Origin of the sequence: Kitasatospora sp. NPDC057223, from assembly GCF_042669755.1 — a bacterium.
In the GTDB taxonomy this organism is placed as follows: Bacteria; Actinomycetota; Actinomycetes; order Streptomycetales; family Streptomycetaceae; genus Kitasatospora.
This window is the reverse complement of sequence record NZ_JBHUWW010000052.1, coordinates 17,353-30,188: the sequence shown is the minus strand read 5'-3', so window position 1 is coordinate 30,188 and position 12,836 is coordinate 17,353. Positions and strand designations below refer to the sequence as shown.

The window sequence follows — 12,836 nt, the reverse complement described above, 5'->3', positions numbered from 1 at the left end:
CCGGCCCCGGTCAGGCGAAGCCGCCGATCGCCACGTACCGGCCGGCCGGGTTGTCGGCCCCGGCGACCGACCCCGTCGGGGCCAGGTGCTCGGCGGCGCCGGACAGGATGTCCTGCTGCAACCGCCGCAGCTCCAGGCCGGGCCGCAGGCTCAGTTCCCGGGCGAAGAGGTCGTGCAGGTCCCGGTACTCGGCCAGCGCGTCCACCTGCCGGCCGGCCCGGTACAGCGAGATCATCAGCTGGGCGCGCAGGCGCTCGCGGAACGGGTACTCCACCACGAGCCCGGTCAGGTCCCGCAGGATCGAGGTGGCCTGGCCGAGGGTGATCCGCAGGTCGAAGTACTCCTCGGCCACGCTGGCGCGCCAGTCCCAGATGTGCCCGGCCATCGACTGGACCCAGTCGTGGTCGCCGCTGACGGGAGCCGGCTCCCGCCACAGCCGCAACGCCGCGGCGAGGCATTCCGCCGCCGCGGCGAGATCGCCGCGCGCCACCAGCGCCCGGCCGTCGGCCACCAGCCGGTCGAACCGGTGGAGATCGAGTTCGTCGCCGTCGACCAGGGCCCGGTACCCCAGCGGCTGGGTGTCGATCAGCGTGAACACCCCGGCCCTGGCCAGCCGCTTGCGCAGGTTCGACACGCAGATGTGGATCTGGCTGCGGGCGGTCGCCGGCGGGTTCTCGCCCCAGACCGCGTCGATCAGCATCTCGACCGGAACGGTGCGGTTCGATTTCAGGAGCAGAGCGGTGAGCACGATGCGCTGCCGAGGCGCGGTAATGCCGGCCGGGCCCCGGGGGCCGATGATTTCCAAAGGCCCCATGATGGACAATTTCATTGTTGCTTCCCCTCGGTGTCACGGATGCCCGGCCATTGCCGGGCGACGGGGCATCTGCTCGTTCCACAAGAGACTTTTCCGGCGGGAGCGTGCAGAACTCACGGCCTTCCGGACCGGCCGGCACCGTCCCGCCGCCCGACGCTCCCGGCCTACGTCGGCACGGTGCGCGCCGGGGCCGACGACCCGCTCGAACCCGGCGTCGTGGCGGCGAGCTGACGGGTGATCGCGGCGACCACCGTCGGCAGGTTGTCCGGGGCGAAGACCCTGTAGTGGTCGCCGGCCAACACGTCGTGGCGGAAGTCGCCGGCCGCCGCCGAGCGCCAGCCGGCCGCCATCTCCGGATCGGTGGCGGCGGCGCTGAGCACGTGCACGGGCCCGGGATAGCCGGTGGCGGGCCGGTAGCGGTGCAGGCCGGAGGCCGCCGCGTAGAAGGTCTGGTAGTGCTCGGTCAGCTCGGCCGGCGTGAGGTCGTCCGTGATACCGGCGGCGCGGGCCAGCTCGACCAGGTCCGGCACCGGGCCGTCGTCGGCCGCCGGCGCGTCGTGCGACCCGTCGGCGCCGTAGGCGATGGCCCGCAGCGGCCGCAGCCGCTCCTCACCGACCCCGTGCAGCCGGGCCAGGTCGTAGACGAATTGCCGGCGGAACTCGGTCTCGCCGGGGATCCGTATCGCCAAGTCCTCGACGAACGGCGAGTCCAGCAGCACCACCGGTGGGCGGGCCACGCCGGACAGCGCCAGCTGCCGGGCCGTTTCGAAGGCCACCGAGCCGCCGTAGGACCAGCCGGCCAGCACGCAGCCCGACAGCTCGGCCCGCTGCAGCTCGGCCGCGATCCGGGCGGCCACCGCGACCACCCGCTGCTCCAGCGGGGCTGCCCGGTCGCCCGGCACGGCGGGGAAGCCGACCACCGCCGGGCCGGCCGGCAGGGCCCGGATCAGCGGTATGTAGCAGAACAGGGCGCCGCCGCTGGGATGGATCAGCACCACCCGCCCCTCGCCGCCCGGCCGCATCAGCACCCCCCGGGTGGCGGCCCGGTCGGCGTCGCGGCGGCTGCGCAGTGCGGCCAGCAGCTGCCGCCGCTGCGGGGACAGCTGAGCCAGCCGGAGCTGGGACTCGCGTTCCGCGCTGTCGCTCACCGGTGGCCTCCGGGCGCCTCACCGTGCTCCAGGTGGGCCGCCACCTCCTGGTCGGACATGGATTCCAGCTCCGCGAAGAGGTCGTCGTCGGCCGTCGTGCGGGCCTGCTCGACGTCGATGATCGCGCCGAGGTGCGCGGGAGTCGGCGAGAGGAAGAAGTCGGCCAGCGCGATCTGCACGCCGAACCGTCGGCTGATCATCGAGATCAGCCGGCTCGCCTGGAGGCTGTTGCCGCCGAGGGCGAAGAAGTCGTCCTGGGGGCTGATGGCGGTGGTGTGGAGCAGCGGGGTGATGATGTCGTCGATGAGGGCGTGCTCGGTGGGGGTGCGGGCGGCTGCCGGGGCGGTGTCCGAGGTGTGCGGGTCCGGTGCGGGCAGGGCTCGGCGGTTGAGCTTGCCGCTGGTGGTGAGGGGGAGTCCGGGGATGGTGACGAAGAAGCTGGGGACCATGTAGGGGGGTAGTTGGGTGGCGAGGTGTTCGCGCAGTGCGGTGCGGTCGGGTGCGGTGGCGGGGTCGGTGGGGACGAGGTAGGCGACGAGGTGGTGTTCGCCGTGGTCGTCGGTCCAGGGGTTGACGGCGATCTGGGCGAGGCCGGGGTGGTCGCGGGCGGCGGTTTCGATGTCGCCGAGTTCGATGCGCAGTCCGCGGATCTTGATCTGGTGGTCGATGCGGCCGAGGAAGGTGAGGGTGCCGTCGGGGTTGCGTTTGACGAGGTCGCCGGTGTGGTAGAGGCGGCCGCCGGGTGCGGTGCCGAAGGGGTCGGGGATGAATCTGGCGTCGGTGAGGCCGGGGTCGTTGAGGTAGCCGCGGGCCAGGCCGGTGCCGCCGATGAGCAGTTCTCCGGGGACGCCGACCGGGACGGGGTGTCCGGCGGGGTCCAGGACGTGGGCGACGTGGTTGGTCATCGGCAGCCCGATCGGCGGGGACGCCTCCCACCTGCCCGCACACTCCTGGACGATCATCGTCACGGTGCACTCGGTCGGGCCGTAGCCGTTGAACAGTCGTCGGCCGGGATTCCACCGGTTGACCAGATCCGCGGTGAACTCCTCGCCGCCGACGAAGGCGATCCGCAGCTGCGGGAACCGTTCCGGTTCGAGCAGTGGCATGACGGCCGGCGGCAGGTCGGTGACGGTGATGCCGCCGGTCTCGATGAGGGTCTGCAGGGCGTGGATGTCGGTGCGTTCGGTGTCGGTGGCGTGGTACAGCGTGGCGCCGGTGAGCAGGGCGGAGAAGGTCTCGAACACCGAGACGTCGAAGGTCATCGCGGCGAAGCCCAGCACGTGGTCGGCGGGGGTCAGTTCGAAGAGGTCCCGTACGTTGTCGACGAAGTTGATCACGCTGCGGTGCTCGATCTGCACCCCCTTGGGCTGCCCGGTACTGCCCGAGGTGTACAGCACGTACGCCACGTCCGACGGCGACGCCGCCGGCAACGGGGCAGTGACCGGGGGACCGGTCGGCAGCCCGGCCAGGACCGCCTCGGTGAGCACCGTGACGGCCCCCGAGTCCGCGATGATCTGGTCGACCCGCGCCTGCGGGTGCTCCGGGTCCAGCGGCAGGTAGGCGGCGCCGGATTTCAGCACCCCGAGCACCGAGACCACCAGGTCGACGCCCCGGGCCAGGGACAGGCCGACCACGGCGCCCGGGCGGGCGCCCAGGCCCACCAGGTGGTGTGCCACCCGGTCGGCCCGCTGGTTCAGCTCCGCGTAGGACAGCGTCTGCCCGGACACCACCAGCGCGGGCGCCTCCGGAGCCTCGGCGACCCGCGCCTCGAACTCGGCGGCCACCGTCGTCTCCCGCACCGGCCGCGACGGCCCGACCGCCCACACCGCCGACTGCTCGCGCTCGGCATCGGAGACCACCACCAGGTCGTCCACCTGGGTCTGCGGGTTGGCCGCCAACTGCCGGAGCGCGCGGCCGAAGGCCTCGGCGAACCGGCCGATGGAGGGTTCGTCGAACAGTGCGGTGCGGTACTCGACGACCACGTCGGCACCGGCGTCGGTGCGCCGGACATCCCAGGCCATGTCGAACCGGGACGTCCCGGTCGGCACCTCCAGCTCGGCGATCGTGGTGCCTTCCAGCTGCAGCGGGCTGGTGGCCTCCTGCAGCGCGAACGCCACCTGGAACAGCGGCTGCCGGGACCGGTCCCGGCGCGGGCGCACCGCGTCCACCAGCGTGCCGAACGGCAGTTCACCGTGCACGGCGGCCTCGCGCAGGACGGTCCGCACCCGCTCCACCAGGTCGGCGAACGTCGGGTTCCCGGTCAGGTCGGTGCACAGCACCAGCTGGTTGATGAAGAAGCCGACCACCGGTTCCAGGCTGCTGTGCGTGCGGTTGGCGTTCGGTGAGCCGACCACCAGCTCGTCCTGCCGGGTCCAGTGCCGGAGCACGGCGAGGAAGGCCGCGAGCTGAACGGCGAACGGGGTCACCCCGACCTGCTGCGCGTAGCCGTCGGCGGCACGGACGGCGTCGGGCGGCAACGTGTACTGGGCGACCGTGCCGTCGAAGGTCAGCTGAGCAGGACGCGGCCGGTCGGTCGGGAACTCCAGGACGGGAGCCGCCGCCAGCCGCTCCCGCCACCAGCCGCCCAGCTCCTCCTTGCGGTCCCCGGACAGCGACTCCCGCTGCCAGGACGCGAAGTCCGGGTACTGGAGGGCGAGCTGGGGCAGGTCGGCCGGCCCGGTGCCCAGCACCTCGGCCCGGTAGCAGGCACCCAGGTCGGCGGCCAGCACGCTCTGCGACCAGCCGTCGAAGACCGCGTGGTGGACGTTGAACAGGAACACGTGGTCGTCGGCGGCGACCCGGTACAGCGTCGCACGCCACAGCGGCGGCTCGCCGAGCCGCAACGGCACCCGGACCGCCTGGCCGACCAGCTCGACGGCCACGTCCACGTCGGGCACGTCGACGACCGGCAGCCGCACCTGGATCTCGTCCAGGACGACCTGGACCGGGCCGTCACCCCGGTCCACGAGTGTGGTCCGCAGGGCGGCATGCCTGGCCACCACCGTGGTCAGCGCGCGGGCCAGGGCCGCCGCGTCGAGCGGGCCGGCGATCCGGTAGCAGAACGGCATGTTGTAGGTGGGCGCATCCGGCTCCAGCTGCGCGTAGGACCACATCGGCTCCTGGTTGTACGACAGCGGTGCCGGGCCGGCCTGCGATCGAGGCCGCGGGCCGCGGCCCGCCGGCCCGCCAGCCTCGGCCCTCAGCCGCGCGAGGAGCTGCGCCCGGCGGTCCTCCGGCAGCCGGGCCAGCCGCTTGAGCATGTCACTCATAGTTCGCCTCTCCTGTCCTCGATGCGCTGTTGGGGGCTCCGGTGCGGCGGACGTCGTTCAGCTCGGGCAGGGCCCGGCTCAACACGGCGATGCTGCGGAGACAGGCGGCCGGCACGATGTGCTCGTCGTCGGCGTGGTCGAGCCGGCTGTCGCCGGGGCCGTACGTCGCCGTCGGCACCCCGGTCCGGGGCTCATGCGGACGCCGCTTGCCACACGAACCCGGCATCGGGCACGGTCGCGCTCGACCTCGCTGTGACGCCGGGGCCGGGGTCGGCGGGTATGCCGGTCAGCAGCACCGGTCGGGGGGCTCCGACGGCCACGGCGATCGCGGCTGCGGCGCGGTCGCCGCCGGTGTTCACCGGCCGGCCGGCTCGCGGCCGGACGTGGTGCGGGTGATGCATCACCGGAGTGACCGTCAGAGGTCGCTCGCCGGAGACGGCCGGGACCCGCGCCCGAAAGTCCGACACCCGCAGGACCTCGCCGGCGAAGCGCATCGCGAGCATGAAGTCGGTTCCGGTCACCACACCTCCTCGACAGGCGGTGATCCCGTTGGTCGACCTCGACCGTACGGCGGATCCGGCGGCAGCCGCGTCCGCAAACCGGGGAGCGCGGGCGACAACCTTTGGTGGACGGAAGCTGCTCGATCTGCTGAGCGGACGACGACCGGATGGTGAGGATCGAGCGATCGCGGGTCAGCCCAGTGATTACCGTGTCGTTGTCGCGGAGGCGATGCGGGTTCGGGAACGGGTTCGGGTTCGGGTTCGGCAGTGAGTCAGCACTCTGGGCCGAAGGCCCGGATCGGTCGTCCCGGTCAGGGGGCAGCGCGGGGGCGGCCAGGTCGACGTCGTCCCGGGTGCCGTGGGCCGTCAGGCAACAGGCGTCCGCTCATGCCGATGCCCGGGTCGTGTCGGGTGGTGCGTGCTGGTGCCGGTCGGCCGGGGTGGCGCTGTGAAGCCCCCGGCATCGATCTCGTCCCCGCCCCGGGACACCGTCTCCACGCCCGCCCCTGCGGAGCCGGCCACCGGCCGGATCCCGCCATGGCCCAGCAGCCTCGGTCTCAGCCCCGGCAACAGCCGACGCTGCCGCTCGTTCAAATGCGGGAGAACGAAGGCGAACTTCGCCGCAAGAGCCTGCTCGACCCCCTCGGGTACATGCTTGCCCTGAACGACGACGACCCGGGCAGAGGGTTACCTTCCACCGGGGAGATCAGACACCACAGGTGAACCTCTGCGGGCCTTGACCTCCACGCCGCGCGGGACGAGCGCGTCGTCGGTCCACCGACGACTTCTTCGGCCGCAGGACGCCGAACTCGTCCCCCTCCGGATCGGCCGGCAGCGCCCAGCTCACGTCAGGCCCCTGACCCACGTCGATCCGGTGCGCGGCGAGGGACAGGAGGCGCGTCACCTCGGCCTCGAAGTCGTCCGGGGCAAGGTGCGCCGGCCCTCGGGGAGCTCGGCGAGGCGCTGGAGAATGCCGGTCAGCGGAGCTTCCCCTGCAGTGCGGCCGGGTCGAGCCCGCCCAGTTCGGTGAGGGCCGCGGTGAGCACCGCGATCCCGCGGATGTAGTCGGTGATCAGGATGTGCTCGTCGTCGGAGTGGTCCAGGGTGCTGTCCCCGGGGCCGTAGGTCCCCATCGGCAGGTCCCAGACCTCGGCCAGGGTGTTCATGTCCGAGGTCGCGGTCTTGAGCTTGGCCGTGGGCCGGCCCTCCTGGGCGCGGATGCCCGCGGACAGCGCCCGCACCACCGGGTCGGCGCGGCCGGTGCGGCAGGCGGCGACGGTGTTCAGGACGGTGACCTCGCCGCCGGCCCAGGCCTCGTCGAGCGCGGCGAGCAGGCCAGGGACGTCGAAGCCGACCGGGGTCCGGACGCTGACGTCCATCTCGGCGGAGACGATGTCGCCGGTGAACGACACCAGGGTGGCAGCGGGCTGGTCGAAGGAGGCGTGCGAGGCTTGCGGGCCGAGCAGCTCCAGCAGCGCGGCCCACGCCGCGGCGACGCGCTCGGTGGCCTTGGGCGCCGGGTTGCTGGGGTGGGTGGATGGGCAGTCGACGCGCAGCCGCAGGTCGAGCTTGCCCTTGTAGCCGAGCACGACGTTGGACCAGCCGCTGGGCTCGCCGATGATCAGCGCGTTCGGCACGGGATACGTGCGGCGGATCGCCATGGCGCCGCGCGAGCCCGGCGTCTCCTCCTCGACCGCGCCGATGACGACGATCTTCCCCCGGAAGTCGACGGCCGCCGCGGCGGCGCAGATCATCGCCGCGAGCGGGCCCTTGGCGTCCACGGCGCCGCGACCGTACAGCTTGCCGTCGGCGCTGCGGGTCGGCATGGTCTCCGGGATCGTGTCCATGTGGCCCAGCAGCATCACCGTGGGCCCGGCGCCGCGGGTGATCTCGCCGACGGCGTTGCCGGTGCCGTCGACGTAGGCGGTGAACCCGAGCTCGCGCATGGAGCGGACGAGTTCGCGGCCCAGCGCCGTCTCGTTGTACGACGGCGACGGGATCTCCAGCATCCGGGCCAGCAGGCCGACCGCGTAGATCTCGGTGATCCGGCCGGCGCCGGCGGCGCGGGCCGGGGCCGCGCTGTCGCGGACGGGGACGGGGACGGCCTGGTACGGCACGGAGGCCTTCTCGGGTGGCCCCGGGGTCTCGCCGTTCGTGGTCACGAAGCCACTCCCGCGCTCTCGGGCAGCACCTGGGCCGCCACGGTGATCGAGGTCCCCGCGCCGGACAGCGCGTCGGACAGCGGCCGGGCGCCCCGGCCGTCGGCGATCCGGACCCTGCCGACGCCGCCGCGCACTGCCTCGCGCGCGGCGACCAGCTTGAGGGCCATCCCGCCGCCGGCGAAGTCCGGCAGGCCTTCGGCCGGGACCGCGTACTCCGCCAGCACCGACGCCGGATCGCCCGGGTCGGCCAGCAGCCCCGGCGCGCCGGTCAGCAGCACCAGCTCCTCGGCGCCGAGCGCCGAGGCGATCGCGGCCGCGGCCCGGTCGGCGTCCACGTTGACCGGACGGCCGTCCTCGTCGACGGCCGGCGGCGAGACCACCGGGACGATCCCGGCGTCCAGCAAGGTGTGCAGCAGCGCGGTGTCGACCTGCCGGACGGTGCCGGTGTGGTTGTCCCGCACCAGCACGACCCGCCCGTCCACCACCGCGCGCTGCGCCGGGCGTCGCCGGGCCCGCAGCAGGCCGCCGTCCAGGCCGGTGAGCCCGACCGCGCGAACGCCGTGCCGGCCCAGGGCCGCCACCAGCCTCGGCTTGACCGCCCCGGCCAGCGCCAGCAGCACCACCTCCAGCGTGTCGGAGTCGGTGTACCGGGTGCTGACGCCGTCCGGCGCGGTGAGCCGGCGGCCCGGGACGCCCATGCGCGCGGCGATCCGGTCGATGTCGGCCGACCCGCCGTGCACGAGCACGACGGACCGCCCGGAGCCGTGGACGGCCGCCACGTCGGCGCACACCGCCGCGGCGTCCACGGCGGCGTTGCCGCCGCACTTCACGACCGCGATCCCGGCGGTCTTCGCATTCATCCTCGTCAGCTCCTGAAGGAGGGCCATGGACACGGCGGCCCGGCGGGGTTGCCCGCACCAGCGTGTGCGTACGTGTGCCGGCGCACTAGCAGGGATGCAGCCCCGGGAACTCCAGGCCGGTGGTCTCCGGCCAGCCGTACCGGATGTTGAGGCACTGCACCCCGTTGCCCGCGCTGCCCTTGACCAGGTTGTCCAGCGCGCCGACGAGCAGCGCGCGGCCGTCGTCGCCGACCGCGAACCCCACGTCGCAGAAGTTCGAGCCGCTCAGGATCTTCGGCTCCGGAAGCCGGTACGCGCCGCGCTTGGCCGCCACGATCCGGACGAACGGCTCGGCGGCGTAGGCCCGTCGGTAGGCCCGGCGCAGCGCCGACTCGTCCACCCCGTCGGCCAGGCGCACCTTGCACAGCGTCTGCACGCCGCGCACCGCCTCCACGCCGGTCGCGGTCATCCGCGCCGGACGTCCGATCGCCTGCGCGATCTCGGCCTCGTGCCGGTGCCCGGTCGGGGCGAACACCCGCATCACCCCGCTGCGCTGCGCGTGCAGGTTCTCCGGCCCGGCCGAGGCTCCCGACCCGCTGGAGCCGGTGCGGCCGTCGACGTCCACCGGCTCGCCCTCGGCCAGCAGGCCGGCTTCGGCCACCGGCCGCAGCGCGAGGACGGCGGCCGCGGCCATGCAGCCCGGCACGCTGATCAGATCGGCCGTGCGCAGCTCCTCCCGGTGGAACTCCGGGAACCCGGGCACGAACGCGTCCAGCAGGTCCGGGGCCTGATGCTCCAGGCCGTAGTACCGCTGGTACACGCCGGTGTCGCGCAGCCGGAAGTCCGCCGACAGGTCGATGACCTGCTTGGTCTTCCCCAGCAGACCGGGCACCAGGGCCATGGTCTGTTTGTGCGGCGTGGCCAGGAACACCGCGTCGCACTCGGGGACGGCGTCCGGCTCGACGAACGTCAGGTCGGTCAGCCCGCGCAGGTTCGGGTGCGTCCCGTCCACGCGTCTGCCGGCCCGCCGGCTCGACGTCGCGCCGACGAGCTCGGTCTCCGGGTGGCCCAGCAGCAGGCGCAGCGCCTCGCCGCCGACGTACCCGGAGGCGCCCAGCACCGACACCCGGATCACCGCTCCGCCCTCGCGAGCAGGTGGTCCACGATCCGCGCGGCCACGTCGACCCTATCGCCGGCGGCACGCTGGAAGCCGGAGAACTCCACGCCGTGGTTGACCTCCAGCACCAGCAGGCGTCCGGCGGGGTCCTCGATCAGGTCCACCCCGGCCACGTCGGCGTCCACGCAGGCCGCCGCCTGCACCGCGAGCTTGGCCAGTTCCTCCGTGGCGTCGCAGAACACGGTCGTCGCCCCGCGGGCCACGTTGGAGCGCCAGTCGTCGCCGCTGCGGTACACCGCGCCGACCAGCTCGCCGCCGACCACGATCGCGCGGATGTCGCGCCCGGGGTTCGGGATCCACTCCTGCGCGTAGACCACGTGCGACTGCGGCCCGGGCAGGGCCTCGACGTGCTCCAGCACCATCTGCGCCGTCCCGGGGTCGCCGACCCGCGACACCAGCCGGCCCCAGGAGCCGACCAGCGGCTTGATCACCGCCGGGTAGCCCAGGCCGTCCAGCATCTCCGCGGCGGCGTCGGTGGTCAGTGCGAGCCCGGTGCGCGGGGTCGGCAGCCCGGCCTCGCGCAGTGCGAGCGACGTCCGCCACTTGTCCCCGCACACCTCGATCGCGGTGGCGCCGTTGACCGTCACCGTGCCGAGCGACTCCAGGGTGCGCGCGGCGTAGACCGCGCGCACCTGGCCGATCTCGCGCACCAGCACCGCAGCCCACGGCGGGCGCGGCGAGTCCAGGTAGGAGGTCAGGGTCCTGGTGTCGACCACGTCGTACCCGATCGACCGGCGGTCCAGTTCGGCCAGGATCCGCTTCTCGTCGGCGCGGATCCGGGAGGCCAGGACCGCGACGCGCTGGTCGGCGCTCACTCGCCCCAGTCCTCTTCGATCTCCGGCGCCAGGCCCAGCAGGGCCGGTTCGAGGGAGAGGATCTCCAGCTCGACCCGGCACTCGCCGCATTCGACGATCTCGTTGACCCGCGCGTTGTCCGCGAGCTTCACCGCGCCTTCGCACTCCGGGCAGCTCAGCATGATGTCGGTCTTCCTTCCGCTCTTCTCATCAGGTGGTGGGTCGGCATGCGGCACGGATCCGGCCGGCCACGGCCGGCCCGGTGACGCCGTGCGCGTCGAGGATGGCCTCCTGGCCGCCCACGACGGACATGAAGCTGTCCGGCAGCCCGACGCGCAGCATGCGCTTGGGCCCGCCTTCGGCGAGTGCCTCGGCGGTGGCCGAGCCCAGGCCGCCGGTCAGCCAGTGTTCTTCGACGGTCGCCACCAGGCGCACCGGCTCGGCCGCCGCCAGCAGGGTCCGGGCGTCGAAGGGCTTGAGGGTCTGGTAGACGAGCACGCCGGCCGAGATGCCGTCGGCGGCCAGCAGGTCCGCCGCCTCCAGGGCGGCCAGGCAGGGCAGCGGCCCGCAGGCCGCGATCAGCACGTCGGTGCCCTCACGCAGGTGCTGCGCGCGGCCGACGACCGGCGCGCCGATCCGGTCCGACAGGTCCGGCGTGGGCTTGCGGCCCAGACGCAGGTAGACCGGGCCGGGCAGCTCCGCGCTCTGGCCGAACAGCGCCTCGGTCGCCGAGGCGTCGGCGGGGACGAGCACCGTCATGTTCGGCAGCGCGCGCATCACCGCCAGGTCCTCCAGCGCATGGTGCGTCGGGCCCAGGGGGCCGGCCGACACGCCGCTGTGCGTGGCGACGATGCGGACCGGCAGCGCGTTGTACGCGATGTCGACCTTCACCGCCTCGATCGCCCGGGAGCCGGCGAACGCGGCCATCGTGGTCACGTACGGCCGCCAGCCGTCGGCGGCCAGCGCCGCGGCCACGCCCATCATCGTGTGCTCGGCGATGCCGACGTTCAGGTAGCGGTCCTTGGCCGCGCCGAAGTCGACCGCGTCGAACAGGCCGGTGTCGGAGTCCAGGCACACCGTCGCCGGGTCGGCGACCATGAGCGCGGTCAGCAGGTCGCGGTAGACGGTGCGGGTGGCGACGGCGCCCTCGGCTCTCATGACGCGTCTCCTCCCGGGGCTTCCACTGCTGCTTCCGTCGGCGCCTTCGTGGACGGATCGTCCGACCGGTCGTCCGACGATTCGCCCGACACCGCCGGAGCCTTCTCCAGAGCGGACTCCAGCGAGCGCATCACCCTGACGTGCAGGCGGGGGCTGAGCGTCGCGTAGTGGCTCGACACCCGGCCGGCCATCATCGGGACGCCCTGCCCCTTGACCGTGCGCGCGATCACGACGCTGGGCCGGCCGGCCTCCCACGGCGCGCTCGACAGCGCCTCGTGCAGAGCGGCGTGGTCGTGCCCGTCCACCTCGCGCACCGCCCAGCCGAACGCCCGCCAGCGGTCGGCCAGCGGCTCCAGCGAGGCGATGTCCTCCGTGCTGCCGCCGAGCTGGAAGCCGTTGCGGTCGACGATCGCCACCAGGCGGTCGGCGCGCTGGGCCGAGGCGGTCGAGGCCGCCTCCCAGTTCGAGCCCTCCTGCAGCTCGCCGTCGCCGAGCACGACGAAGGCGCGCCGGTCGTGTCCGGCCAGCCGGCCCGACAGTGCGAAGCCCAGCGCCAGCGGCAGGCCGTGGCCCAGCGAGCCGGTGGGCATCTCGACGCCGGGCACGGCGCGCACCGGGTGGGACATCAGCCGGCCACCGATCCGCGCGTACGTCGCTAGCTCCTCCACCGGCAGGTAGCCGCGCTCGGCCAGCGTCGCGTACAGCGCGATCGCGGCGTGGCCCTTGCTGAGCACGAACCTGTCGCGGTCCGGGTCGGACGGCGCCCGCGGGTCCACCCGGAGGACCGAGAAGTACAGCACCGCGAGGATGTCGGCGCAGGACATCGAACCGCCGATGTGGCCGCCCTCGGGGTTCGCGCACATGTCGACGATGTGCCGCCGGATCGCGGCGGCGCGCGCCGTCGTCCCGGCGAGCACGCCGGCCGGAGCCGGGCGCTCGGAGATCGCGGCGTTCGCGGCCGTCACGGCGGTCACG

At 73.6% G+C, this 12,836-nt stretch carries 12 protein-coding genes and 1 pseudogene; all 13 read right to left on the bottom strand.

Annotation, left to right across the window (positions count from 1 at the left end):
- Positions 1-10 precede the first annotated feature (10 nt).
- Positions 11-814 carry a BTAD domain-containing putative transcriptional regulator gene (locus ACFUK0_RS19750; RefSeq protein WP_380251864.1) on the bottom strand — a complete coding sequence of 268 codons (804 nt, stop codon included), beginning with the start codon at positions 812-814 and terminating at the stop codon, positions 11-13.
- Between the two features lie 164 nt (positions 815-978).
- Entirely contained in the window at positions 979-1,962 is a 984-nt protein-coding gene (locus ACFUK0_RS19745; protein WP_380251862.1) for a thioesterase domain-containing protein, read from the bottom strand.
- A complete protein-coding gene (locus tag ACFUK0_RS19740) occupies positions 1,959-5,231 on the bottom strand; it encodes an amino acid adenylation domain-containing protein (protein ID WP_380251860.1) in 3,273 nt (1,090 codons plus the stop codon). Before ACFUK0_RS19740 ends, ACFUK0_RS19745 begins: the two co-directional genes overlap by 4 nt.
- The gene (locus ACFUK0_RS19735; RefSeq protein WP_380251858.1) at positions 5,224-5,409 is read right to left on the bottom strand and encodes a hypothetical protein; all 186 of its coding nucleotides are present in this window, start codon (positions 5,407-5,409) and stop codon (positions 5,224-5,226) included. Before ACFUK0_RS19735 ends, ACFUK0_RS19740 begins: the two co-directional genes overlap by 8 nt.
- 13 nt (positions 5,410-5,422) lie before the next feature.
- Complete coding sequence (locus tag ACFUK0_RS19730) at positions 5,423-5,752, bottom strand: hypothetical protein (protein WP_380251856.1); 330 nt, start codon at positions 5,750-5,752, stop codon at positions 5,423-5,425.
- A gap of 685 nt (positions 5,753-6,437) precedes the next feature.
- Positions 6,438-6,662 (bottom strand): annotated as a pseudogene (locus ACFUK0_RS19725) (hypothetical protein); the annotation flags it as partial.
- A 46-nt stretch (positions 6,663-6,708) separates the two neighbouring features.
- Positions 6,709-7,893, bottom strand: coding sequence for a M20/M25/M40 family metallo-hydrolase (locus ACFUK0_RS19720; protein WP_380251854.1), 1,185 nt, complete (start codon positions 7,891-7,893; stop codon positions 6,709-6,711).
- Positions 7,890-8,753: a [LysW]-aminoadipate kinase gene (locus ACFUK0_RS19715; RefSeq protein ID WP_380251852.1), complete on the bottom strand. Its 864-nt coding sequence runs from the start codon at positions 8,751-8,753 to the stop codon at positions 7,890-7,892. The genes ACFUK0_RS19720 and ACFUK0_RS19715 overlap by 4 nt, the downstream gene beginning before the upstream one ends.
- 85 nt (positions 8,754-8,838) lie before the next feature.
- Positions 8,839-9,867, bottom strand: a complete 1,029-nt coding sequence (gene argC / locus ACFUK0_RS19710) for an N-acetyl-gamma-glutamyl-phosphate reductase (RefSeq protein ID WP_380251850.1) — start codon at positions 9,865-9,867, stop codon at positions 8,839-8,841.
- The gene (locus tag ACFUK0_RS19705) at positions 9,864-10,724 is read right to left on the bottom strand and encodes a RimK family alpha-L-glutamate ligase (RefSeq protein WP_380251848.1); all 861 of its coding nucleotides are present in this window, start codon (positions 10,722-10,724) and stop codon (positions 9,864-9,866) included. The genes argC and ACFUK0_RS19705 overlap by 4 nt, the downstream gene beginning before the upstream one ends.
- Positions 10,721-10,885, bottom strand: a complete 165-nt coding sequence (locus tag ACFUK0_RS19700) for a lysine biosynthesis protein LysW (protein ID WP_380251846.1) — start codon at positions 10,883-10,885, stop codon at positions 10,721-10,723. Before ACFUK0_RS19700 ends, ACFUK0_RS19705 begins: the two co-directional genes overlap by 4 nt.
- A 28-nt stretch (positions 10,886-10,913) precedes the next feature.
- Positions 10,914-11,861: a transketolase family protein gene (locus tag ACFUK0_RS19695; RefSeq protein ID WP_380251844.1), complete on the bottom strand. Its 948-nt coding sequence runs from the start codon at positions 11,859-11,861 to the stop codon at positions 10,914-10,916.
- Complete coding sequence (locus tag ACFUK0_RS19690) at positions 11,858-12,778, bottom strand: transketolase (RefSeq protein WP_380251896.1); 921 nt, start codon at positions 12,776-12,778, stop codon at positions 11,858-11,860. Before ACFUK0_RS19690 ends, ACFUK0_RS19695 begins: the two co-directional genes overlap by 4 nt.
- Positions 12,779-12,836: the final 58 nt, after the last annotated feature.